The following is a 25,472-nucleotide window of genomic DNA, read 5'->3' on the forward strand; positions in this document are numbered from 1 at the left end:
AATGTTTTGGCGAAGTGTTGTTGGTAAACTAGCAATAACCATCCTATTGCTAGTTTCTTTTGTATTGTTTATTTTGACTATTTTACTATTACAATTTTTTGAGGATTTTCATATTCAGGAAGCAGAGCAAGATATGCACCAAACAGCAACGAAGGTATCTGTACTTGTTCAATCCCAACAAAAGTCCAATGTTATGGAGACGACCGAACGTGTAAAAGACCCAGCAAGCAGAGTTGCTATCGTTTTTGAAGATGGGGAACTATGGGTGTCGAATAGTGAAGATAAAAATCTGTTAAAATTACAAAAAGAGTGGATTGAAAGCGAAGAAGACTTATCAGAAGTTTTAACCACGAATAGGCAAGTAAGAAAACAACTCTTTCTACCAGGGAATCAAATGGAAGCTATGATTGTTGGAATTCCTATAGAAAACCAAGAGGGTGCAGTTTTTGTATATCAATCGTTAGATGTAATTGATCAAACGAAAGCAGAGACGACAAAAAGAATATTTCTTGCAGCAGGAATTGCAATTGTTTTGACTACTATTTTTGCCTTTTTCTTATCGACGAGAATAACTTCCCCGTTAATCAAGATGCGTGAAGCAGCATTTGATTTAACTAGAGGAGAATTTAATACAAAGGTCCCAATACTAACACATGATGAAATTGGAGAACTAGCGTTAGCATTTAATCGTATGGGCAGACAATTGAAATTCCATTTAAATGCATTACGGCAAGAGAAAGAACAATTATCAAGTATCGTAAGTTCTATGGCAGATGGTGTTATTACACTAAACCGTAGTGGAGATATGATTGTAACAAATTCACCTGCAGAACGATTTATCGAAGATTGGTATTATGAAAATAATATGCAAAATCAGCAAGAAGAACGAAAGCTTCCTAGCGAATTAAATGAGATTTTACAAGAAGTTATAGAGGGTGAAAAGGAAGCGATTCACGAGCTTAGTTTACAAGGTAGAAATTGGGTAATGGTAATGACCCCATTATATGATCAATCCTATGTAAGAGGAGCGGTTGCCGTGATTCGTGACATGACAGAAGAAAGAAGAATGGATAAACTTAGGGAGGACTTTATTGCTAATGTCTCACATGAATTACGTACGCCGATTTCGATGCTTCAGGGGTATAGTGAAGCCATTGTAGATGATATAGCTGAATCAAAAGAAGAAAAGAATGAGCTCGCACAAATCATTCATGAAGAGTCTTTACGTATGGGAAGACTAGTCAATGAATTATTGGATCTTGCCCGAATGGAGGCAGGTCATATTCACTTAAATTTAGAAACCGTAGAAGTAGAAAAATATGTAGAGAGAATCCTAAAGAAATTTAATGGATTAGCTTTAGATAATCAAATTACTCTCTCGCTAGATAAGCAGCTAAGTGAAGCATATGTACAAATTGATCCAGACAGAATTGAACAAGTTTTTACAAATCTCATTGATAATGCAATTCGTCATACAAGTGAACAGGGATTTGTTAAAGTAAAAGTTTCTAATGATGAACATGGACTTCAGGTTGAGATTGAAGATAGTGGTAGCGGAATTCCTGAAGAAGATTTACCTTTTGTTTTTGAACGTTTTTATAAAGCCGATAAATCAAGAACGAGAGATAAGAAGAAAAAAGGTACTGGCTTAGGCTTAGCCATTGCAAAGAATATTATTGATGCACATAATGGAATCATTAATGTGAATAGTAAAATAAATCAAGGTACAGCCTTTAGTTTTAAAATACCGAAAAACAAGGAAAGTTAAATTTATGTTATGATATGTTTGCAAATATGGAAGGAATGGGGAGGATAACAATGAAGCAATGGATGTTTCGGTTGATAGCTGTGTTTATGGTTGTTGTATTATTAGCTGGATGTGGTACTGAAGATTCAACAGATCAAGCTACACAGAAAGAAGCAAATAATACAACAGAAAATCAAGGGAGTAACACAGAGCAGTCTGAAGAAACAGTCCTAATAACCATTACAAAAGATCATGGTGAGGAATATATTCACGAAAAGGAGGTACCCATTGAAGAAGGTGATATCTTAATGGATGTCATGGAGGAGAACTTCTACATTGAAACAGAACAGAATGGTACGTTCATTACTTCAATTGAAAGGGTAGCTGCTAAAGAAGGAGAAAAGAAGGGCTGGATTTATACAGTTAATGGAGAAATGGCAAAGGTAGGTGCTGCTGAGTATGAACTAAAGCCTGATGATAAGGTCGTTTTTGATTTCCAAGCTTGGGAATGATGTAATTGAACCCATATAAATTAACCTTATTAGCGATTTTAGCAGCACTAGCTATTGTTGGGAGATACGCCTTCGTTTTTATCCCAAATGTACAGCCCGTTACGTCCATTATAATTATTACTGGTTTGATCTTGGGGCCGGGTGCTGCTGTAATACTATCGTTACTTATAACATTTGTTTCTAATATGCTGTTGGGTATGGGGATTTGGGTGATATGGCAAACCGTTGCTTGGGGGATTATCGGTTTAATAAGTGGAATTATCGGAAATGTTTTCACCCGCATATCTTTTCCTTTTATTGTATTTTTTTCAATTTTTTGTGGGTATTTTTATGGTTTGATTATTTCATTAACAAACTATCAGATAAGTGGGGAGTTTTGGGCTTACTATTTTAGTGGTCTTTTATTTGATACAAACCACGCAATTGGTAATGCCGTGTTTATGATGTTTTTTTATCCTTTTATTAGCTATTTAGTAAAGAAATATGCAGCAGATACATTTGCTAAGAAAAATGCTGACCGTTGAGTCAGTATTTTTTTATAGACTCGTAAATTATAAAATTAGCCCAAGTGGATAAAGATGGGCGTGTTGAGCCGCGTCCAGCTCCAGCGCCCAGAAGCTAGGTGACTTCACGAATCACCCTAATCTAAGTCATCATCGACTCGCCAGCACACCGTGATTCCTTTATCTCCGTTGACTCGCTCCAGTCGCTACGTTTCTCATCTGGCGCCTGTGCTTTTGTTCTCTTTAAAATTATGTCGTGTATCCTTGCACATATGCTCCTGTCAATTTATAGTTATAGATAATTGAATGTAACCTTTTTATTGGTTTAAGCGACTATTGAAGGTGAACGGGGGATCTTAATGGAGATCGTTTTTGAGGAATTGTATGAAAAGTATCATAAAGATTTATATCAGTTTGTTTTTTATATGGTAAAGGATAGGTTGACAACTGAAGATCTCGTTCAGGAAGTATATATTAAAGTACTAAAATCACACCATCATTTTAAAGGTGATAGTAGTGTTAGAACTTGGTTATTTTCTATTGCGAGACATGTAACCATTGACTATTTTCGGTCGCAAAACAGAAAAAGAAAACGAATACTTACGTTTTTTGATTGGACAACAAAAGGAGAAAAAATCGAGGATGTTCATCCATTGCCTGATGAAGTAGCGATTCAGAGTGAGGAACTGAAACAAATTTACAACTGTTTAGATCAATGTACAATTGATCAAAAGAGTGTCATTATTTTACGATACATGCAGTCATTTTCTATAAAGGAAACGGCGGAAATATTAAATTTTAGTGAAAGTAAAGTGAAAACAACCCAGCATCGTGCTTTAAAGGCATTGCGTACATATATAGAAAATCAAGATGAAGGAGGAGAACGTAGATGAATCACAATGATGATCGGGATAAACACTTAATTGAACAACTTAACCAATTACCTAAAATTGAAGATAAACGATCTAAAGAAGAGATTTATCAACGTATTTCCTCTGCGCAACATACTAAAAAGTCACATAAAATTTTTCCAGTACTTGGCCTTGTTACAGCAGTAGCTATCCTGTTTTTCATGATAGCTCCGTCGATCATGGATAGGAACCAGCAAGAGATGAGTGATAAATCTGTTAACGATGTAAAGCAATTTAATCAGGAAAGCAAAGAGGAAAGTGGTTTAGGCTTAGAAGGAGAGGAGCAAGGCATGGCTGGTCAAGGAAATATATTGGAGAAACAAGATAGTTCAACTGTGAATAGCTCGTTAGTTGTTAATGAAACGGAATCTTCAGATCAACTCGTATATGCAGCTGTCGCAGAAAAACAAATGCAGTATATCATCCCTCTAACCTTCATTGTTCCTGACTCAAGTGTAAATGAGGCTTATAATCAATTGGATCAGTTGATAGCAACCACTAATCAAGACAACGACATCTATTTATTCCGGGATATCAAGTACCAATTTGATGAGGAGAATAATCAAGTTAGCTTAAATTTACCGAATGGCTTTTCACTTGGTAATGGTACAGCTACTGCTGGAATGTTCCAGAGAATGTTAGCTGTAATGTTTCAGCCCTACCAAATAGAAAGGGTTAAATTTACTGGGAATTTAGATAACGTGGACTTTGGTGAGATGGGCCGAGTGAAGGAAATGTCGATAAAAGAAACGAAAACGTTTAGTTATAAATTATACGATCAAGCAGCACAAAAAAGGCTTATACAAGTACCGAATGAGGAACATGAAACAATTATTGATGCGATTAATAAGCTAAAAACAAGTGAAGAATCGTATCATGTTGAGCGAACGATTCCTAAAGATATGCAATTCTCGATCCATTCAAATGATCAGTCTTTACGGTTGGAGTTTAGAAATGACTCTAGCTTGACAAATAATGAAGAAGGAATAACGATGATTGAATCAATATTAATGACAGCCAAGAGCTATGGATATGTGGAAGTGCAATTTGAAAATGCTTCTATAGAACGTGTAGGGGAATATGATTTAACAAAGCCAATTCCGGTACCTGTTGCCGCAAATCCAATAAAAAAATAAAGACACTGTCTTAAATCTTAAAAACCGATCGTGATAATTTTAACAGGTCGGTTTTCTTCTTTATTTGCATTTATTTGAATTACCTCCTATTTCATGACTTTTGGGACAGCCCTTTTTCTATGGTTTGGGTTGTTGTAAACTATATGTATAGTCTATCTACTGTAAAGAGTTTCTGTAAACAGAAGTTACGAAACGGTTGGATAGGTGAGATGTAGCTTAGTAAATATCTAATAGATGATGCTTGTAATGGAAGAATGCCACGATTCTCGCCATGTCCAACATAAGGGATACTTACCTTATCATAATCATAGTCACAGGTGACTACTGTACCACAAGCAGTATATTTTCTCTATCTACTTTTGCAATGATTTATATCTCCTAGCTCTTTGAAGTATGCTATCTTTCTCCTGCAATAGTGTAAACTGGAAAATAAATAGTGTCATTACCTATAATGTTATCGTTCGAAGAATCGATTGAAAAAGGGGGGATAAAAATGATACTAGATGGGATCATTTTGACGAGCACCTCATATTTAAACAAAGAGCGATCCATATCAGCTATCTTTCACATTATAACAGGTAAAAAATCGATTCAGACTGTACAAGATATTCACATGTACCAATTAAAAAGTTTTTATGGTGTTTATCCCAGTTTGGATAAAGCGGTTTTCCAAAAACAAATACGTTATTTAATAAAGGAAGACTGTTTAAGGATATGTAATGAAGAAAAACAAATATATAAACTGACTCCTGTAGGAAGCAGGCGATTAAACGAGGTGGGAGAAAGCTCAACGTTAAAATTATTGAACGGTTTTCGCTTTGCCGGGTTAGAAAAAATTTATTTCGATAGGTTACGATTATTGCTCCAAACATTGATAAATAGTAGGATGGGCAATTTTAACTTTATCCCTGTAATTGAAAATAAGGAAGTGGAAGTATGGGTGAAGTGGTACTATATAAAAATAAAGCCAACACGATCAAAGGTCTTACTACATTTCTATGAGGAATTAGAAATGTTGCTTAGCCGATTTCCTGATATTGTTGCCGAAATGTTTGTTGATCGGTTAACAGGGTATAAGAACTTTGGCAAAAGTGTTTATCAATTAGCACAGCAGTATGGTGTACAAAAAGATGAGATACAGCTCCAAATTACAGCTTACTTACACTATATATTGGAAACCGTTGAAAGAGAAAAAGATTGTTTCCCTTATCTGGCCAGTATAGCAGATGATTTATCAGCGAATACATCATTAACAAAGACAGCTCAAGCTACTTATCAATTACTGAAAAACGGAATGCCGGTGCAGAGGATAGCACGTATCAGAAATCTTAAAATAAATACGATTCAGGATCATATTGTGGAAATTGCCTTGTACGACGTTCATTTCCCTATAGAAAAGTACGTATCCCAAGCAGATCAACAAGAAATTATTAATGCTCATGTTGAAACTAATTCGTATAAATTAAGTGTAATTAAAGAACATGTTCCTAATCGTATCGATTATTTTCAAATTCGATTAGTATTAGCAGTTTTAAACCATGGAGTGAAAATAGGTGAATAATGTAGAAAATCAATTAAATTTAAGACATGAGTTGAAGAAGCATTTTGGATATGATGCTTTTCGTAAAGGACAACGTGAAATAATTGAAGATGTTATGCGGGGGGAGAATGTATTAGGCATATTACCAACTGGTTCTGGCAAATCGATCTGCTATCAGCTTCCAGCTAAACTGCTGGATGGAGTAACAATTGTAGTGTCACCTCTCATATCTTTAATGATTGATCAAGTAAAACATCTAAAGGCTATGAATTTTAAGCAGGTAGTTGCTATTAACAGTTTTATGAATAGGTCTGAACGGTATACTGTATGGAATCAACTACATACATATAAATTAATTTACCTATCTCCTGAACTATTGCAACAGGATAAGCTACAAAGGAAGCTTCGTCAGCTGCAAATCAGCTTATTTGTTATCGATGAAGCGCATTGTATATCGCAATGGGGACATGAATTTAGACCAGATTATTTAAAGTTAAGTCAGAGTATAGAAAGTTATGGAAATCCACCAGTATTAGCTTTGAGTGCTACCGCCACACCAAAAGTGCAAGAAGATATTATTGAAGCATTAGGTAGAAAAGGAACGATTAAACATGTTCATGACATGGATCGAGACAATATTGCGTTTTATATCCAGCATGTAAATGATGATAGCGAAAAACTAGATACGATGGCTCGTTTATTCAAGAGATACCGAGTTCCAACACTAATCTACTTTTCCAGTAGAAGAGTGGCTGAAGACGTAGCACATGAGCTATCTAATAAGCTTTCCTATCAAATAGCTGTTTATCATGGTGGAATGGAACAGCATGATCGAGTTACCATTCAACAGCAATTTATGAACAATCAATTAGATATTGTTTGCTGCACTAGTGCATTTGGAATGGGGATAAACAAGTCTAACATACGTTTGGTTATTCATTACCACATGCCTCCACAAATGGAAGCATTCATTCAAGAGGTGGGAAGAGCAGGGAGAGATGGTGAGCAAAGTATAAGTTTACTATTATTCTCCATAAAAGACATTCACTTGCCGAAGAATATAATAAAGAAAGAATTGCCATTGGAATCCGATATCACTTCTGTATTTAAACGACTATTCACGTTATTTTCATCAAATCAAAGCTTACCAGAACAGATGGACGAACGAGCGGGGATTTTTCAAATGAATGAAGTACAGTGGCGATTTATGCAGTATCAATTAGAAAAACATGGTATTATTAAAAAAAATCGTATTTTTTATGATCAACGTAATTGGCAGCGTGCTTTGCACAAAATAATTGAACATCGTAACAGTCGTACACATTTAAAAGAACAGAAGCTAACAAAAATGATTCATTGGATTCAGCAAAAAGCGTGTTTTCGCAAGCATTTATACCAAGAGTTCCAGACATCTTATGCAACCCCGACTTCTCTATGTTGTAGCAATTGTGGATTTTCTTGGGATGAATGGAATCCGGTACAGACGACAATCAAACGTACAGAACCAAAAACATGGAGAGAAAAATTACAGGAAAAGCTTTTACATGGAGATATACATGAAACAACGTGAACAATTGATATTACAGATGGAAGATAAATCGTTACGGAAGCACCTAGTTATATCGCAGCTTCTATTACTTCTTATTGCTTTTATTGTAAGTGTCTTCGTATTCCATCCTATTGAAGAGCAATGGCGTGAATTATTTAGCTGGGATTTTTCAGAAATCGTTTTTTATGGGGTATTATCTGGTTTATTAATTGCTGGAATTGAAATTATACTAATCGTCATCCTTCCTACAACGTATTATGATGATGGTGGTATTAATTACAAACTATTCCATAAGCAGCCCATTTTCTTTATTTTTTTTATAGCATTGCTAGTAGCTATAGCGGAGGAATTGCTTTTTCGCGGTTTGCTGCAAACCACCTTTGGTTACATAAGTGCAAGCATTATTTTTGCAGTCGTTCACATTAGATACCTAAAAAAACCTGTACTTCTTATCTCCGTAGTCATTGTTAGCTTTTATCTTGGGTATCTGTTCTATGTAACCGAAAATTTAATAGTAACCATTGTTACTCATTTTCTAATAGATAGTTTACTGGGGTTATTTATACGTTTTAAAAGTGAGGTGTGGAAACAATGAGCCAGCAATTAAGCAAACAAGAAGATCAGGCGGAAGAATTAAGGAAATTATTAAATGAAGTAGAAAGTATTAAAGATCCTGAAATGAATAAATCTATAGAATCAGAAGAAGTACAGCTTGAACAAAGGGAAGTAGATATCCTTAATTTACCTCCCCGCAAAGAAGTTCACGGAAATAAAAAGCAGCATACACATATAAAAATAAGTTTACCATTCAGACGATTTATTTTAATTATATTCCTATTAATCATAATCCTAATTGGGGTATACTATCTATTTGGGGGAGATATACCACAGCTCATGAATAATGTCATGGATAGCACCATTAACTAAGAAAGTGAAACTTCCATCCGTGGGATTTTGTATTTTCTACGGATGGTAAGTAGAACCAATCGGACATTTACTGGCAGTTGCCTCCTCACTAACCCATCCTTGGTTTCACTTAAATGTTTGAAGAGGGGGCTTACTGCCAGTTATATGCGGGATAAAGTGAAACTTCCATCCGTGGGATTTTGTATTTTCCACGGATGGTAAGTAGAACCAATCGGACATTTATTGGCAGTTGCCCCCTCACTAACCCATCCTTGGTTTCACTTAAATGCTTGAAGAGGGATCTTACTGCCAGTTATATGCGGGATAAAGTGAAACTTCCATCCGTGGGGGGTTTTGTTTTTCCCCACGGATGGTAAGTAGAACCAATCGGACATTTACTGGCAGTTGCCTCCTCATAACCCATCCTTGGTTTCACTTAAATGTTTGAAGAGGGGCTTACAGCCAGTTATATGCGGGATAAAACAGGTTGATCTTTTAGCTAACGGTAAACGTAAAGGGGTATGAGAGATTGGCTATTCTTGGGATAATTATTTGTGCGGGTTTGGTTCTTGTTTTTAGAATGATCTTTTTAGCACATCACGATAGATTGCTGTATCACCATGTAACAGATAAGCAAATTCCAGACCAATTCACTAATTTTCGTATCTTTTTTATATCTGACATTCATCGTCGAAGAATAAATAAAAAAACGATTGAGAAAATAAAAGAACCTATTGATATTATCATTATTGGTGGAGACATTACAGAAAAATTTGTACCATTGCAGCGAACAATAAAAAATATTAGGCGTTTAAAAAAATGGCAACAACCTATTTATTTCATTTGGGGAAATAACGATTATGAAGCACAACCAGATCGATTAGAACGAATGCTTAGACAAGAAAATGTAATCATTTTAACGAATTCGAATGATACCATAATTCGGGGTAATCGAACAATTAGCATACTTGGACTAGATTGTTTTACATATGGAGAGCCGAGATTAGATTTGGCGATGCAGGGCGCGCAGGGAAGCTTTATGATTCTACTCACCCATGATCCTGAGGCCTTCTACCTCTTATCTGATCAAGAGTTACAATCAATTGATATTGCGTTAGCGGGGCATACACATGGAGGACAAATTCGAATAATGGGAGTTGGACCATATGAACGCGGAGGCTTAGATAAATATAAAAATACGAAGATATTAATTAGTGAAGGATATGGTTATTCATCATTACCTTTTCGATTAGGAACCAATTCTCAATGTCATGTGATTACATTTGAAAAATTAACGTAAAAGTGACGTTGTCAAGTTCAAGAATAACTCCATTAGCATATAGTGTATAAAAGAACTACAATAGAATGATTATATTGTATTGTGCAGCTTAGTAACGTATGTTATAAATAGCATGGAGTTATGTTTGTAAATGAAAATACAGCTCATAAAGGAGGATGCTATATGCGTATTGAACGAGTGTCCGATAATCAGTTTACAATTTTTTTGACATTTGATGATTTAATTGAACGAGGATTTACGAAAGAGGATTTATGGTATGATGCATCAGGTGTCCGAAATTTATTTAGTGATATGATGTATGAAGCAAGCTCGGAGCTGGGTTTTGAACTTGAAGGCATGCTACTGGTACAAGTGCATTTAATGCAGGCGCAAGGGATGCATGTAATTGTAACTCAAAATATCGAAACCCTGCATTGGGATGATGATTTCATTGAGATGAAAGTTACGTTAGATGAAAGTAAAGAGCTACTTTTCTCATTTTTAGATTTCGAAGATGTCATACATGTTTCTAATAATTTGTCCGCACTATCCATAGAAGGCGGCCAAGTTTATCATATGGATAGCACATATTATATGCTACTTCAAGATGATGATTTAGAGAATCATAACCGTGAAGATATTATAGCTGTCATGTCAGAATATGCCTATCCAAGTATTATAACGTCACATCGCTTAAAAGAGTATGGTAAGATAATTTTTCCATCTCATGCGGTCGAACAAATTAGAGCTAAATTTAAATAAATTGATATGAAGGAAAATATACCCACAAAGAAGTGGAAGAAAAAAGTGCTTTTAATCTTTAATGTGCTACTTAATTAGATCAAAAATATATACCGAAGCTTTTACAGTAATTTACAGCTAAAATAGAGAGCTTCGGCAATTATTTTTTGAAAAAGTAAAGCGTTTTCTTTTATTTTGCATAAGAATAATCAGTCAATTCCGACAAGAGGATAATTATTATAAAAAATGAAGTGATTTTATTGCATATTTGTAGTGAAGGTGTATACTAATCTCTGAGTACAGCTATTACTAAATATTTATAGATATTCTAGGAGGTAAATTCATGGTAGCCGATAACGCAGCAGACTCTACCAAAGACACGAATAAGAAAATGGATGTATTAAGTTCAACACGAACTGTTGTAAAAACTGCATTGGAGAAATTGGGTTACCCTGATGAAGTTTTTGAGTTGTTAAAAGACCCGATCAGAATGATGACAGTAAGAATTCCAGTTCGTATGGATGATGGGTCAATTAAGGTTTTTACTGGGTATCGTGCACAGCATAATGATGCAGTAGGCCCTACAAAGGGCGGGGTAAGATTCCACCCGGATGTAACAGAAAAAGAAGTGAAGGCATTATCTATATGGATGAGTTTAAAAGCAGGTATTGTAGACTTACCATATGGAGGAGGAAAAGGTGGAATTATTTGTGATCCCCGTGAAATGTCCTTCCGTGAGTTAGAAGGATTAAGTCGAGGATATGTACGAGCTATCAGTCAAATTGTAGGTCCTACAAAAGATATTCCTGCTCCAGATGTTTTTACAAATTCTCAGATTATGGCATGGATGATGGATGAATATAGCCGTATTGATGAATTTAATAGTCCTGGGTTTATAACTGGTAAACCAATTGTTCTCGGAGGTTCACACGGTAGGGAATCTGCAACTGCGAAAGGTGTTACAATTTGTATTAACGAAGCTGCAAAGAAAAAAGGAATAGATGTTAAGGGAGCAAGAGTAGTAGTTCAAGGATTTGGGAATGCGGGAAGCTTTCTTTCTAAATTTTTGCATGATGCTGGTGCGAAAGTTGTAGGTATATCCGATGCATATGGAGCTCTTTATGATCCAGAAGGACTTGATATTGATTACCTGCTGGATAGAAGAGACAGTTTTGGAACGGTTACCAAATTATTTAATAATACAATTTCAAATAAAGATCTATTAGAGCTTGATTGTGATATCCTAGTACCAGCTGCTGTTGAAAATCAAATTACTGGAGAGAATGCTGATAAGATCAAAGCAAGCATTGTAGTTGAAGCTGCAAATGGACCTACCACAATGGAAGGTACACGAATACTGAGTGAACGAGGCATATTGTTAGTACCCGATGTATTAGCTTCTGCAGGTGGTGTAACTGTTTCTTATTTTGAATGGGTTCAAAATAATCAAGGTTATTATTGGACAGAAGAAGAAATTGATAAGAAACTTCATGAAATTATGGTTAAATCTTTTAACTCTATCTATAATACAGCTGAGACGAGACGAGTAGATATGCGTTTAGCTGCATATATGATTGGTGTTCGAAAAATGGCTGAGGCTTCGAGATTCCGCGGCTGGGTATAAAAAAGAAAACCATGAGTAGATGATTAATGACGGAAAACTCTTATCCAAGTAAGTAAGGTAAGAGTTTTTCTCATTATTCGTGAATATTCTCGTGGAATTCTAGTTAGAAGGAAGTGTTTTATTCATGCAACAAGAAAAAGTTATTATCGTAGGTGCTGGACCTTGTGGTATGTCCTGTGCTATTGAACTTCAAAAATTTGGATATCGTCCACTAGTAATTGAAAAAGAAAATATCGTCAATGCTATCTATAATTTCCCAACGCATCAAACCTTTTTTAGCTCAAGTGAAAAGCTAGAAATAGGCGATGTAGCTTTCATTACCGAAAAGCACAAACCAGTCCGCAATCAAGCATTAGCTTATTATCGCTCTGTTGCGGAGCGTAAGCAATTACGTATAAATACATTTGAAGAGGTAACCTCCGTTAAGAAAACGAATAATGGATTTCATGTGAGAACCGAAAAACAAGAGTATGAAGCAGATAATGTTGTAATTGCTACTGGTTATTATGGTCAACCAAATATGATGGGCATTCCAGGTGAAGAGTTGGATAAGGTGATGCATTATTTCAAGGAAGGTCATCCTTATTTTAGAAAGCGTGTAGTAGTGATCGGTGGAAAGAACTCAGCCGTAGATGCAGCACTTGAATTGCATAAAGCAGGTGCAGAAGTAACCGTTATATATAGAGGTAGTAATTATTCGGAGAGTATTAAGCCCTGGATTTTGCCAGAATTTGATTCACTTGTTCGAAAAGAAGAAGTGAATATGATCTTTAATGGTAAGGTTTGTAACGTAACTGAGGAAGCGATTGTATATGAAGTGGATGGGGAAACTAAAACTATCCCGAATGATTATGTTTTTGCAATGACAGGATATCGACCTGATATTTCTTTACTTACTTCTATGGGAGTAGAAATAGATAAAGATTCAGGGATGCCGAGGTTTAATGAAAGAAATTATGAAACTAATATACCCGGTATTTATATAGCTGGCGTAGTTGCAGCAGGATTTAATAATAATAAAATCTTTATTGAAAATGGACGTTTCCATGGAGAAGCAATTGCAAAATCAATCCACAGCAAAAGTTGAGGATGGGAACAACATCAATGCTCGCCTCTCTATAGACGAACAAGAACAGGAAAGAAATTATAAAATAATGGCACTGTGTGTAAGTTGAAGGACGCTGCTCAACACGCCCCTTTTATCCACATGGGCAAATTTTATCATTTCCTAGACTACCATAAAATAGCTTTGAGTAGAAAAAGCCGAATGGATTGGTACGCCCCCAGAAATTAGTGTGAAAAGTCTAACTTCTGGGGTAACTACCTCTTCGTTCGGCTTTGGGTTATTATGTTCTGTTCCGACAATGTAGGTTCCTGACTTGTAGAAAGCTAAAATTCATTTTCAAAGATATATTGTAATTCAGCCATATTCTTAGTTGTTTCTAGTGCAATGAGTAATTTAATTCTAGCCTTTGGACCAGTCAAGCCATTCGCGAAGATAACTCCCATATCCTTTAATTGTCTTCCGCCGCCATCGTATCCGTATGTAGCCTGTACAACACCTTGGTAGCATCGAGATACTAAAATTACAGGTATATGTTGCTGGACCATTTGCTGTATTGGTACAATTGTTTCTTTTGGAAGATTTCCTTGCCCTAATGCCTCGATTACAATACCGTCTGGATTTATTTTATGAATAGCCTCAAGGATTGTTGCGTCCATACCAGCATAAGCTTTTAATAAAAAAACCTGTTTCTCAATTTGGTTAATTGGATAAGCATATCGTTTAATGACGGTGTGATGAAAAATAATAGAGTCTTTAGTAATTATTCCAAGCGGCCCATATTGTGGGCTTTGGAAGGTAGCTACATTACTAGTTGAAGTCTTCGTCACATTTTTAGCCGTATGAATTTCATCATTCATAACTACTAACACGCCCTTGTTAGACGCCTGATCGGATACAGCAACTCTAACTGAACTAATTAGATTGTATAGAGCATCTGAACCAATTTCATTACTTGAACGCATTGCACCAGTTATTATTATTGGTTTATCAGTATCGAGTAAAAGATCAATAAAATAGGCAGTCTCCTCCAATGTATCTGTTCCATGTGTAATTACAATACCATCATAGAACGGTAGCATCTCTTCTGTTATTTTGGCTAATTGTAACATATGCTTCGGTGTTACTTGTGGTGAGGGTAATGAAAGCTCAATACGCTCATCGATATTTGCATATGCTTTTAAGTGGTGGGTTAAATCTGTTAGTGGATGCTGGCTAGTTGTATTTACTGCACCTGTCTCTTTATTTTCAACCATTGAGATGGTCCCGCCAGTATGGAGGATAAGTATTTTCTTCATTTTAATCACCTGCTATAATTTTCTATTTTCATTCACTATACTTAATGATACGATTATTGTATTGGAAGTGAAAGAGGTTAAAAGCTATGTTTTCAATTTTATCTGCTGGAATAGCACCAGCATTAGCTTTAATGTCATTTTTCTATTTAAAGGATCGTTATAGCGAACCCTTGCCATTAATTATTCGTACCTTTGTTCTAGGTATGTTACTTGTGTTTCCAATCATGTTTATTCAATATGTATTTCAATCTGAAGAGTTGATTACTAATAATTTTTTACAGTCTTTTTTTCTTGTTTCTTTATTAGAAGAGTTCTTTAAATGGTTTATTTTCATGTATGCTATATTTCATCATTCAGAATTCGATGCTCATTATGATGGAATTGTATATGCAGTAGCCATCAGTCTTGGCTTTGCGACGCTTGAAAATGTATTATATTTGTTTACAAATGGAATAAGCTATGCATTTACAAGAGCCTTATTTCCAGTTTCCTCTCATGCATTATTTGGAGTGATTATGGGTTATTATTTTGGGAAGGCGAAGCTTTACCCGTTACAAAAACCAAAAAATTTACTACTCGCATTTTTGTTTCCTTTTTTATTGCACGGCACCTATAATTATATTCTTGTCGAAGTCGCTAGTAATTGGGTAGTTTTGCTTGCCCCATTTATGATTATTCTATGGATTATAGGATTACGCAGAGTAAAATTAGCTAATGAACCAATGAATCACTATCTTTTAATAGATACAGATCATAAAGCATCTACAGTCGATGTACAAAATAGAAAAGAAGGCTAAGAATCCTCTTATACGTTAAGTAAAGAGGATTTTTTTAGTTTAGGAAAATATAAAATTATTCCACGTGGATAAATATGGGCGTGCTGAGCGCGTTCAGCTCCAGTTTCCTAGAAATTCGGCGACTTCACGAATCGCACCGATAAGTCATCATCTGCTCGCAAGAGCACCTTGATTCTTTTATCTCCATTGACTCGTTCTAGTCGCTATGTTTCTAATCGGGCGCTAGCGCTTTTGTTCTAAGTTAAGAAAGTATAAAATCAGTGCAATGACTGCGTTAAGCCAAGTAGTTATTTTGAATGTTAGATGTATATTGGCAATGCTCCGACTAATTACTTCGCTTTCCGTGGGCACGGCCTCAACTAACTTTGCAAAGAAGAACACGTTGCAAAGTGGATTTTCGGCTCGCGCTAATCCCGCAGGAGTCTACGTAATTAGTCTCCGCTATGCGAAGGTGCAACAATTCTTGTCATAAGTAATAGGTTGACTTTTTTACAATGGGTAAAGTGAAAATCGCTATCCGTGAGTATAAAAGCAGCTGTGTTACTTCATGCTAGCGTTGTAGAGCCTGATAATAGCGAAGGCCGGCCACTTCAACTCCTGTGGGAAATGTTTGACCTGAAGATCCACTTTTTTGAGCGGGTTTTGCTAAAAAAGTTAGCTGAAGGACAAACCCCACGGAAAGGGAAGTGGGCAGCCGGAGTGGTGGTCAAGCAGTAGCTATTATTCCATAATAGCTACTAGAGGAAGCGTAAATCGGAGCATGTAGTGATAAGGACTGAGCGAATTTTGCTCAGTTTTTCTTATAATTATATCAGAATTCGATGTGTCTGTATTTCTTTGTATTAAATACAAGGCTCAGCTACTTTATAAAACGTCACGCGTTTTAAGTACAGTTATGCTACGTTTACTTGTGCTTCTCCTAATTTTATGCACTTTAAAGTCCGGTATTAGTCCAAGTGAACGATTCATGAATAAAAACATGATTTAGTCAAAAAATAGATAGACAATATGAGATAGCAGGAGGATAACAGATGAGGAATAAAAAACGACCGATTACATTATTTATTATATGTTTTTTATTTATTGGAATACAAGTATCACAACCAGATAAACCTGTCCATGCTTTCAGTTCACAAGTAATTCAGCACGGTGCAGTCGGTGATGACGTTATAGAATTACAAGCTAGGTTACAATATTTAGGTTTTTATAATGGGAAAATTGATGGTGTTTTTGGCTGGGGAACATACTGGGCTTTACGGAATTTTCAATATGAATTTGGTATGGAAATTGATGGGCTTGCCGGTGCTGCTACAAAGGCAAAACTAGTAAAAGCCAGTGAATATGATGAGTCGTATGTCAAGCAACAAATTAATCAAGGAAAAGACTTTACCCATTATGGTGGAACAGATAAAAACCAGGATACTGGTGGAGGTGCTACTGGTGGTAATCAAGCCGATAGCAATACAGCTGTTAATGTGCCGCAGGGATATTCACAAAATGATATTCAATTAATGGCAAATGCTGTTTATGGTGAAGCAAGAGGGGAACCATATGTCGGACAAGTTGCAGTGGCAGCAGTAATTTTGAATAGGGTTGAAAGTCCTACTTTCCCTAATAATGTTTCTGGTGTAATTTTTGAGCCTCGAGCCTTTACTGCTGTTGCAGATGGACAAATTTGGTTAACACCAAATGAAACTGCAAAGAAAGCAGTGCTAGATGCGATAAACGGCTGGGATCCATCAGGGAATGCACAGTATTATTTTAATCCAGATACAGCAACATCGGCGTGGATATGGTCACGACCACAAATCAAGAAAATAGGAAAACATATATTTTGTAAATAGAAAGGGTGTTTATTATGTTTCGCTGGATACTAATCGCTGTCTTAGCAATTGGGATTGCAGGTACAGCTTTCTGGGGCTACCAAGAACATCAGGAAAAAAACGCAATTCTTATCCAAGCTGAAAATACGTATCAACGAGCCTTTCATGAGCTCACCTATCACGTAGATCTACTGAATGATAAAATTGGCTCTGCATTAGCTATGAATTCAGATCAACGATTATCGCCACAGCTCGTAGAAATATGGCGTATAACATCAGAGGCACTCTCTGATGTCGGTCAATTACCGCTAGGATTACTACCGTTTAATAAAACGGAAGAATTTCTTTCAGAGATTGGCGACTTTACCTATCGTACAGCGGTTAGGAATTTAGAGACTGATCCGTTGTCAGATAAGGAGACCAAATCATTAGAAAGTTTATACAAGCAGTCAGGTGAGATTAAAGACGAATTAAGGCAAGTTCAACATGTAGCTTTAAAAAATAATTTACGCTGGATGGATGTTCAGTTAGCAATGGCGAATGAAGATGAACAGATGGATAACACGATTATTGATGGGTTTAAGACTGTGGAAAAAACGGTAGAAGGATTTTCAGAGGGTAATGGTGATGCTTCTATCTCAAATACCTCCGTCAAAAAACATGAGTATAAGTTTCTAACTGGAGAAGAAATAAGTGAAGATGAAGCATTGGCAAAAGCTAAATCATTATTTAACGTAAAAAATAATGAAAAAATAAATATAACAAAGAGCGGAAAAGGCGCAGATGTCCCAGTTTACAGCATCTCCTACCGTAATGATAAGAAAAATGCCTATATGGATCTCTCGCAAAAAGGCGGACATCCAATTACGCTGTTGGTAGATAGACCGGTAAATGATAAACAAATTAGCTTGAATCAAGGCATGAAAAAAGCGCAAAAATATTTAGAGCAATTTGACTTTGAAAATATGACTGTATTTCAAAGTACGCAATTTGATAATATTGGTGCATTCTCTTTCCTATACAGTGAAGATGGGGTCCGTTATTATTCTGATGCGATGGAAGTTAAAGTGGCGTTAGATAACGGTGATATTCTTGGATTAACAGCAAATGATTACTTTATGAACCATACAGAGAGAGAAAAACCAACGCCAGAGCTCAGTGAAGAAGAAGCAAAAGAGATGGTTAATCCTAATGTCGATATCCAGGAAGAATTTCTAGCCGTAATTGATAATGATCTTGGTGAAGAAGTCTTAACCTATGAATTTCTTGGTATATTAGGAAACGAAACGTACCGAATATTTATTAATGCTATGGATGGAAAAGAAGAAAGAGTAGAGAAATTGAGTGGTTCGGAAATAAACTATGCAAGTAGTATGTAGGAGGAGGACAAAATTGTCTTCCTCTTTTCGGATTTTTCTGTAATAATAGGTATAAAGGTTCATTATAGTGAAATAGGGTGAGTTAATATGAAAATTGGTACGGTATTGAATATTGAAATAGCCATAGCTGGGAATACAGAAAAAGAAAAATACCGATGTAAAGTAATTGAAAAAAACGAAAACTATTTGTTTATTGACTATCCAGTTCATATGAAAACGCAGAAGTCGACATTATTCGTAAAAGGTACGTTGTTATCGGTAACTTATAGTGATGAAGAAGATATTATCTATCACTTTAATTCAGAAATTATAGCAAGAGTAAAGCTTAATGTGCCTGCTATGGCAATTGCGTTACCTGACGAAAATATGAAGCGAATTCAACGACGAACCTTTGTTAGAGTTAATACAGCAATTGATGTAGCGGTGCATATGATCGATAGTAACAGTCAACCATTTACGACGATTACTTCTGATTTAAGTGCAGGGGGAATTTCTATTATTATTCCAAAACATATAAAAATAGTTGGATGTCAGGCGGAGGTTTGGCTTACGCTCCCTTTCTCAAATGGTACGTATTATTATGTGCGATCGATTGTAGAATTTATTTCTTTTCAACAGGAAAAAAAACATGGTATAAAAATAGCAGCGTTAAAATTTTTGACACTGTCTACGAGTGAGCAACAAAATATTATCCGTTATTGTTTTGAAAAACAGCGAGAGGCTAGAAAAAAAGAAATGTCGTTAGAATAATAACAGCATGTTAACCCCGTTTTGAAATAGACCTATATTTGTGGGGTATGTTATTATAATAAATAGGTTTGTTTTCTTAAACTTGGCATTAGCCAAGTTTTTTCAACCTATTTTAATAGAACTTATCGTTATGAGAGGAATGACAGTCATTTCATGAAAAAGGATACATTAACAATAGCAATTGATGGACCTGCTGCAGCAGGAAAGAGTACGGTAGCAAAAATGGTAGCTAAGGAACTTGCTTGTATTTATATAGACACGGGAGCAATGTATCGCGCTTTAACATTACAAGCAATGAACCATTCAGTAGATGTAAACGATGAAGAAGCTCTAACGGCACTACTACTAAAAACAACTATTGAATTAAAGCAAACCATAGAGGGACAAAAGGTATTTATTGACAATCAGGATGTAACAGGAGCAATTCGTTCACTTGAAGTCACTAATACGGTTTCTTATGTTGCTAAACATCCGAAGATCCGAAGTGAAATGGTTAATCGTCAGCAAGCCTTGGCCGCTAAAAGAGATGTGGTTATGGATGGTCGCGATATTGGGACTCATGTACTTCCAGATGCTGAAGTTAAAATATTTTTAGTAGCTACTGTTGAAGAAAGAGCAAAAAGAAGGCATGAAGAAAATATAAAAAATGGAATAGCTTCTGATTTAGCAGAATTGAAAAAAGAAATTGAGCAAAGAGATCAAATTGATTCTAAACGGGAAGCATCACCTTTAGTTAAAGCAGAGGATGCTCTTGAAATTGATACAACATCACTTACCATAAACGAGGTAGCACAGCAAATACTCGAGCAAGCCAAAAAAATAAAACATACGAAATAGAGGGAAACTTTCATGTTATATAAATTCGCTAAATTTGTTGTTGCGCTTATATTTTATCCTCTATATCGAATCAAGGTTACTGGTAAAGAAAATGTGCCAAAGGAAGGTCCAGTTATAATATGCTCTAATCACATTTCCAACCTAGATCCTCCTGTTGTTGGAATAACTTCTCCTAGAGATATTCATTTTATGGCGAAAGAGGAATTGTTTGAAAAACCATTTTTAGGGAAATTATTATTAGGCATCCAAGCTTTTCCAGTTCGAAGAGGTATGAGTGATCGCAATGCGCTTCGCAAAGGGTTAGGAATACTTTCTAAAGGGCGTACACTTGGATTATTTCCAGAGGGGACGAGAAGTAAGACGGGTAAACTAGGAGAACCGCTGGCTGGGGCTGGTTTTTTTGCCCTACGATCTAAGGCAGTTATTGTTCCCTGTGCGATTGTGGGCACATATAAACCGTTTCACAAATTACAGGTTATATACGGAGAGCCTGTTCGAATGGAAGAATTACGAATCAAAAAGGCTTCTGCACAAGAAGCTGCCAATGCAATTATGGAAGAAATAAGCATACTAATTGAAAAAAATAATTAAAACTACTTTACTTGACAAATAATTATAATTATTAGAAGTTATAAAAAAGGGATTTTTTTTGGTATTATTCTATTAGTTTTAGGGTGAATGACGGAAACGTGAATAACAAAAATAAAGATAAGTTATTCTGTTTCGAATTGTATTTAGGAGGGCTATGGATATGAGTGAAGCAAAAAATGAAGTATCAAATGTTAATGTAGGAGATACACTAACAGGAACGGTTGTTAAAGTAGATGAAAAACAGGTTCTTGTTGATATCGGATACAAAGCCGAAGGGATATTGCCAATTGGGGAACTATCTAATCTTCATATTGAAAAAGCTAGCGATGTTGTAACTGAAGGAGACACGCTAACACTAAAGGTTAAAAAAATAGATGAAGAGGATGTAATTTTATCTAAAAAAGCAATTGATGCAGATAAAGCATGGGAAGACTTACAACAAAAATATGAAAATAATGAAGTTTTTGAAACAGAGGTAAAAGAAATTGTTAATGGTGGTTTAGTTGTAGACGTAGGGTTACGTGGATTTATACCTGCTTCCCTAGTCGAAACACACTACGTAGAAGACTTTAGTGATTATAAAGATAAGACCCTTACTGTAAAAATTGTTGATCTAGTTCGAGAGCAAAATCGAGTTATTTTATCTCATCGCGCTGTCGAGGAAGCAGAGCTAGAAGAGAAGAAAAAATCATTACTTCAATCACTGGAATCTGGACAAGTAATCGAGGGTACGGTACAGCGTTTAACTAATTTTGGTGTATTTGTTGATATTGGTGGCGTTGATGGTCTTGTTCATATATCTCAACTTGCCCATGAGCATGTTGATCATGCTTCGGAAGTGGTGAAAGAAGGAGATAAAATTAAAGTAGAAGTATTATCTGTTGATAGAGATAGCGAACGTATTTCACTATCTCGTAAAAAGGTACTTCCAGGTCCGTGGTCAGGTATTGAGGAACGTATTTCAAGAGGAGCTATTGTAGAAGGCGTTGTTAAAAGATTAGTTAATTTTGGAGCATTTGTAGAGATAGAATCTGGTGTAGAAGGGCTTGTTCACATTTCGCAAATTGCTACCCGTCATATCGGAACACCACAGGAAGTATTAGAAGTTGGTCAGAACGTGAAAGTGAAAGTACTCGATGTTAATGAAAAAGAAGAGCGTATTTCTTTAAGTATAAGAGAACTTGAGCAAGAGCAAGAAGCAAAAGAATATAAGCAATATGAAAAGGATGAAGATCAGTCTGGATTTCAACTAGGAGACTTTATTGGTGATAAATTAAATAAATACAAATAAATAGAGATGCTGTTTAAAAAGGTTCTTTCTTTAATTTAGAAAGAACCTTTTTTGTAGTCTAGGAAATAGAAACGATACGACTTCACGAATCGCCCTAATCTAGGTCATCATCGGCCGCAAGCTCATCGTGATTCTTTTATATCCGTTGGCTCGCTCCAGTCGATACGATTCTAATCGGACGCTTGCTCTTTTGTTCTATACCACTATTTGAAAATAGCTATGATGCTAATAGCAAGCGGTAATTGTGCACAGCGGCTTATTATTTTATCCCACATATGGTTTTCTAGAAAAAATTGGCGACATTCAATTTTTTGATATTCTCCTATTTGTCATAGTAATAAAAACAATTTTAGACATACTACAAAAAGGAAGAAGTAAATTATTTCGTCATAAAGTAAAACTTCAATCAGTGAGGGTTTTGTTTATCCCCATTGATTGTTAGTACCACAAGGGTATGACCTAGAGGCCCTTAAACCCATCGGACATTTACTCACAGTTCAATCCCCTTTTACCAATATTGGTTTCACTCTATTGCTTGAAGTAGGGGTAATTACTGCCAGTTATATGCGGGATAAATCAAAGCATGCATGAGGTGTCAGAATGAATGAATATACGTTACCAATTCTATTTGGTGTCATCATAGGAACTGTAGCAAGAATACTAATGCTACGTACCGATTATCGTCAATACCCTACATATCTTCATGGAAAGGTAATTCATGTATCATTGGGCTTTATTGCAGCTGCATTAGGGTCGGTAGCTATTCCGGCAATCATGGAGTTGGAATTTACTGCAGTTACATTTTTAACTGTTGCAGCAACCCAGTTTAGAGAAGTAAGAAATATGGAGCGGAATACCTTAACCGAAGTAGATAGTTTTGAATTAGTACCAAGAGGAAAAACATATATTGAAGGGATAGCTATATCATTCGAAAGTAGAAATTACTTAGTTATTATCACTTCCTTTATAAGCACACTTGTTTTTCTTGTATGGAACGTGTACTATGCAATGATTGCAGCAATTGCTTGTTTAATAATAAGCAGAATATTAATGAGTGGATCGACGATAAAGGATATTGTCGACATAAAACATCATCAACTCCATTTTGAAGGAGCCGGTCTCTATGTCGATAACATCTATATTATGAATATCGGGCTTCCAGAAAGACAGGAAGAAATATTGAAGTATGGTATGGGGTTTGTCTTAACCCCTAAGAATATGAATGTCATTACGACAATTGCAAATCTAGGGCAACGACAAGCAATATTACATGATGTATCTGTAACCCTTGGCGTTTTCCGTGATTCCGGCACACCAGCACTTACACCTTTGATTAAAAGGGATTTAGATGATGGTCGAATAGGCGTATTCATTTTGCCACAAATTCGTGAGGTTGATAAGGCAATTAAGGTTATTGGAGCAGTACCAGTATTAGAGAATGCAATTCGCATGCCTTCAGAATCAGGTTCGGTGAAAAAGGGAGGAAATTCATAAATGCAAATTGAAAAGGCGATTTTGGCTGTTATTACTACGAATAGATCAGCTATTGATGGTGGTGCTCCTATTTTCATCTGCAAGAATAGAAAGGAAGCTGAGGATACAGCTGCTAATCTAGAAGCAATCACCGATGGAATTGCCCATGAGCTAAGTGAAGAGTTATTTATTATCGTCAGGCATTAACGATTTTGAATTTCATTGTTAATATGTACTACTTTTGCTATTATAGAAATTGTTCAAAGGTCATAGAGCAGTGACGATAAATATAGAAATAACATTTCAATGATTGCAATATATAATTATCGATACGACAATATCGCTTATTTGGACAATAAAAAATGGTATAACATTAAAATTGAACGTAAAGAGAAAGGATGTTCCTTTCATGAGGAAATCTGTTGTAGCAATTGTAGGAAGACCAAATGTTGGAAAATCAACTATTTTTAATAGATTAGTTGGCGAAAGGATATCCATCGTAGAAGATATTCCTGGAGTAACAAGAGATCGAATTTATGCACAAGTTGAATGGTTAGCAACTACCTTTAACATCATTGATACCGGTGGTATTGAAATGGGAGATGAACCGCTACTTGTTCAGATGTGTCAGCAAGCTGAAATTGCAATTGATGAAGCAGACGTCATTATATTTCTTGTAAATGGACGAGAAGGTATAACTGGTGCAGATGAAGAGGTAGCTAAATTATTATATAAATCAAATAAACCAGTTGTACTTGCGGTAAATAAAATTGATAACCCTGAGATGCGTGAATCAATTTATGAATACTATTCGCTTGGATTTGGCGAGCCTTATCCTATCTCTGGTTCACATGGTCTGGGATTAGGTGATTTATTAGATGCAGTTGTTGACTACTTTCCTGAAAGGGAAGATAACGATGAGGACGAGGACACAATATATTTTAGTTTGATTGGAAGACCAAATGTTGGAAAATCGTCATTAGTAAACGCGTTAGTAAATGAAGAAAGGGTTATTGTTAGTGAGATAGAAGGTACGACGAGAGATGCCATTGATACGAAGCTCCATAAGGATGACCAAGACTTTGTAATTATTGACACTGCCGGTATGCGAAAACGTGGGAAAGTTTATGAAACTACAGAAAAGTACAGTGTTTTGCGGGCATTGAAAGCCATTGAAAGATCTGATGTTGTATTGGTTTTAATTGATGCTGAAACAGGGATCAGAGAACAGGACAAAAAAATTGCCGGCTATGCTCATGAGGCGGGACGGGCTATCGTAATTGTTGTTAATAAATGGGACACGGTTGAGGCAAACGAAAAATCCATGAAAGAATTTGAAGCAAACGTACGGGCTCATTTTCAATATTTGGATTACGCACCAATTGTATTTTTATCCGCAATGACAAAAAAACGTCTACATACGCTTATTCCTGCGATTAAATTGGCTAGTGAGAATCACGCGAAGCGGATCCCGACAAATGTGCTAAACGATGTGATTATGGACGCAATTGCAATGAATCCTACACCAACTTTAAAAGGGAAACGATTAAAAGTTTTATATACTACACAGGTGGCTGTAAAACCACCTAGCTTTGTTGTATTTGTGAATGATCCAGAACTCATGCATTTCTCATATGAACGATTTCTAGAAAATAAAATTAGAGAAGCATTTGGATTTGTTGGAACACCAATTAAGTTATTTGCGAGAAGAAGACAATAGAG

Annotated in this window: 25 protein-coding genes; 24 read left to right on the plus strand and 1 reads right to left on the minus strand. The window is 35.9% G+C overall.

The features are described from left to right. Nucleotide 1 precedes the first annotated feature (1 nt). From D9782_RS14720 to D9782_RS14780, 13 genes are all read left to right on the plus strand, one after another. Nucleotides 2-1,768 (plus strand): ATP-binding protein, encoded by a 1,767-nt coding sequence (locus tag D9782_RS14720; RefSeq protein ID WP_026681048.1) that lies wholly within the window; start codon nucleotides 2-4, stop codon nucleotides 1,766-1,768. Between the two features lie 50 nt (nucleotides 1,769-1,818). Further along, nucleotides 1,819-2,259 carry a DUF4430 domain-containing protein gene (locus D9782_RS14725; protein ID WP_121605081.1) on the plus strand — a complete coding sequence of 147 codons (441 nt, stop codon included), beginning with the start codon at nucleotides 1,819-1,821 and terminating at the stop codon, nucleotides 2,257-2,259. A 5-nt stretch (nucleotides 2,260-2,264) separates the two neighbouring features. After that, on the plus strand, nucleotides 2,265-2,783 hold the full coding sequence (locus D9782_RS14730) for an ECF transporter S component (RefSeq protein ID WP_121605082.1): 519 nt from the start codon (nucleotides 2,265-2,267) through the stop codon (nucleotides 2,781-2,783). 338 nt (nucleotides 2,784-3,121) lie between these two features. Beyond that, nucleotides 3,122-3,655: an RNA polymerase sigma factor SigX gene (gene sigX, locus D9782_RS14735; protein WP_026681045.1), complete on the plus strand. Its 534-nt coding sequence runs from the start codon at nucleotides 3,122-3,124 to the stop codon at nucleotides 3,653-3,655. Next, nucleotides 3,652-4,809, plus strand: a complete 1,158-nt coding sequence (locus D9782_RS14740) for a hypothetical protein (protein ID WP_121605083.1) — start codon at nucleotides 3,652-3,654, stop codon at nucleotides 4,807-4,809. The genes sigX and D9782_RS14740 overlap by 4 nt, the downstream gene beginning before the upstream one ends. A gap of 493 nt (nucleotides 4,810-5,302) precedes the next feature. Next, complete coding sequence (locus tag D9782_RS14745) at nucleotides 5,303-6,370, plus strand: YpbB family protein (protein ID WP_026681043.1); 1,068 nt, start codon at nucleotides 5,303-5,305, stop codon at nucleotides 6,368-6,370. Continuing rightward, on the plus strand, nucleotides 6,363-7,919 hold the full coding sequence (locus D9782_RS14750) for a RecQ family ATP-dependent DNA helicase (RefSeq protein WP_026681042.1): 1,557 nt from the start codon (nucleotides 6,363-6,365) through the stop codon (nucleotides 7,917-7,919). The genes D9782_RS14745 and D9782_RS14750 overlap by 8 nt, the downstream gene beginning before the upstream one ends. Further along, entirely contained in the window at nucleotides 7,906-8,493 is a 588-nt protein-coding gene (locus tag D9782_RS14755; protein ID WP_121605084.1) for a CPBP family intramembrane glutamic endopeptidase, read from the plus strand. The genes D9782_RS14750 and D9782_RS14755 overlap by 14 nt, the downstream gene beginning before the upstream one ends. Continuing rightward, nucleotides 8,490-8,825: a hypothetical protein gene (locus D9782_RS14760; RefSeq protein WP_026681040.1), complete on the plus strand. Its 336-nt coding sequence runs from the start codon at nucleotides 8,490-8,492 to the stop codon at nucleotides 8,823-8,825. The genes D9782_RS14755 and D9782_RS14760 overlap by 4 nt, the downstream gene beginning before the upstream one ends. A gap of 508 nt (nucleotides 8,826-9,333) precedes the next feature. Further along, nucleotides 9,334-10,104 (plus strand): metallophosphoesterase, encoded by a 771-nt coding sequence (locus tag D9782_RS14765; protein ID WP_034678942.1) that lies wholly within the window; start codon nucleotides 9,334-9,336, stop codon nucleotides 10,102-10,104. 162 nt (nucleotides 10,105-10,266) lie between these two features. Next, nucleotides 10,267-10,845 carry a genetic competence negative regulator gene (locus D9782_RS14770; protein WP_026681038.1) on the plus strand — a complete coding sequence of 193 codons (579 nt, stop codon included), beginning with the start codon at nucleotides 10,267-10,269 and terminating at the stop codon, nucleotides 10,843-10,845. 370 nt (nucleotides 10,846-11,215) lie between these two features. Further along, nucleotides 11,216-12,448: a Glu/Leu/Phe/Val family dehydrogenase gene (locus D9782_RS14775; RefSeq protein WP_371414014.1), complete on the plus strand. Its 1,233-nt coding sequence runs from the start codon at nucleotides 11,216-11,218 to the stop codon at nucleotides 12,446-12,448. A 124-nt stretch (nucleotides 12,449-12,572) separates the two neighbouring features. Next, nucleotides 12,573-13,535: a YpdA family putative bacillithiol disulfide reductase gene (locus tag D9782_RS14780; RefSeq protein WP_026681036.1), complete on the plus strand. Its 963-nt coding sequence runs from the start codon at nucleotides 12,573-12,575 to the stop codon at nucleotides 13,533-13,535. Between the two features lie 302 nt (nucleotides 13,536-13,837). On the opposite strand, the gene D9782_RS14785 is transcribed toward D9782_RS14780, so the two are convergent. Further along, nucleotides 13,838-14,809: an asparaginase gene (locus D9782_RS14785; protein WP_026681035.1), complete on the minus strand. Its 972-nt coding sequence runs from the start codon at nucleotides 14,807-14,809 to the stop codon at nucleotides 13,838-13,840. An 86-nt stretch (nucleotides 14,810-14,895) separates the two neighbouring features. Here D9782_RS14785 and prsW point away from each other — a divergent pair, with 86 nt between their 5' ends. The 11 genes from prsW to der all read left to right on the plus strand — a co-directional run bounded on the left by prsW (nucleotide 14,896) and on the right by der (nucleotide 25,470). Continuing rightward, nucleotides 14,896-15,606 (plus strand): glutamic-type intramembrane protease PrsW, encoded by a 711-nt coding sequence (gene prsW / locus D9782_RS14790; protein ID WP_051388308.1) that lies wholly within the window; start codon nucleotides 14,896-14,898, stop codon nucleotides 15,604-15,606. A gap of 519 nt (nucleotides 15,607-16,125) precedes the next feature. Continuing rightward, complete coding sequence (locus tag D9782_RS14795; RefSeq protein WP_121603754.1) at nucleotides 16,126-16,323, plus strand: hypothetical protein; 198 nt, start codon at nucleotides 16,126-16,128, stop codon at nucleotides 16,321-16,323. A gap of 314 nt (nucleotides 16,324-16,637) precedes the next feature. After that, complete coding sequence (sleB, locus tag D9782_RS14800; RefSeq protein ID WP_121605085.1) at nucleotides 16,638-17,450, plus strand: spore cortex-lytic enzyme; 813 nt, start codon at nucleotides 16,638-16,640, stop codon at nucleotides 17,448-17,450. 14 nt (nucleotides 17,451-17,464) lie between these two features. Beyond that, on the plus strand, nucleotides 17,465-18,808 hold the full coding sequence (gene ypeB / locus D9782_RS14805; RefSeq protein WP_026681033.1) for a germination protein YpeB: 1,344 nt from the start codon (nucleotides 17,465-17,467) through the stop codon (nucleotides 18,806-18,808). 87 nt (nucleotides 18,809-18,895) lie between these two features. Continuing rightward, nucleotides 18,896-19,558: a flagellar brake protein gene (locus D9782_RS14810; RefSeq protein WP_026681032.1), complete on the plus strand. Its 663-nt coding sequence runs from the start codon at nucleotides 18,896-18,898 to the stop codon at nucleotides 19,556-19,558. Between the two features lie 153 nt (nucleotides 19,559-19,711). Further along, entirely contained in the window at nucleotides 19,712-20,395 is a 684-nt protein-coding gene (gene cmk / locus D9782_RS14815) for a (d)CMP kinase (protein WP_121605086.1), read from the plus strand. 12 nt (nucleotides 20,396-20,407) lie between these two features. Then, complete coding sequence (locus D9782_RS14820; RefSeq protein ID WP_026681030.1) at nucleotides 20,408-20,986, plus strand: lysophospholipid acyltransferase family protein; 579 nt, start codon at nucleotides 20,408-20,410, stop codon at nucleotides 20,984-20,986. Nucleotides 20,987-21,146: 160 nt separating this feature from the next. Continuing rightward, a complete protein-coding gene (gene rpsA, locus D9782_RS14825; protein ID WP_026681029.1) occupies nucleotides 21,147-22,277 on the plus strand; it encodes a 30S ribosomal protein S1 in 1,131 nt (376 codons plus the stop codon). A gap of 600 nt (nucleotides 22,278-22,877) precedes the next feature. Then, on the plus strand, nucleotides 22,878-23,771 hold the full coding sequence (locus D9782_RS14830) for a YIEGIA family protein (RefSeq protein WP_026681028.1): 894 nt from the start codon (nucleotides 22,878-22,880) through the stop codon (nucleotides 23,769-23,771). Next, nucleotides 23,772-23,957, plus strand: a complete 186-nt coding sequence (locus D9782_RS14835) for a capping complex subunit for YIEGIA (RefSeq protein WP_026681027.1) — start codon at nucleotides 23,772-23,774, stop codon at nucleotides 23,955-23,957. Nucleotides 23,958-24,159: 202 nt separating this feature from the next. Then, nucleotides 24,160-25,470: a ribosome biogenesis GTPase Der gene (gene der / locus D9782_RS14840; protein WP_121605087.1), complete on the plus strand. Its 1,311-nt coding sequence runs from the start codon at nucleotides 24,160-24,162 to the stop codon at nucleotides 25,468-25,470. Nucleotides 25,471-25,472: the final 2 nt, after the last annotated feature.

It is taken from the genome of Virgibacillus sp. Bac332, assembly GCF_003667785.1.
Lineage (GTDB): Bacteria > Bacillota > Bacilli > Bacillales > Amphibacillaceae > Virgibacillus > Virgibacillus salarius.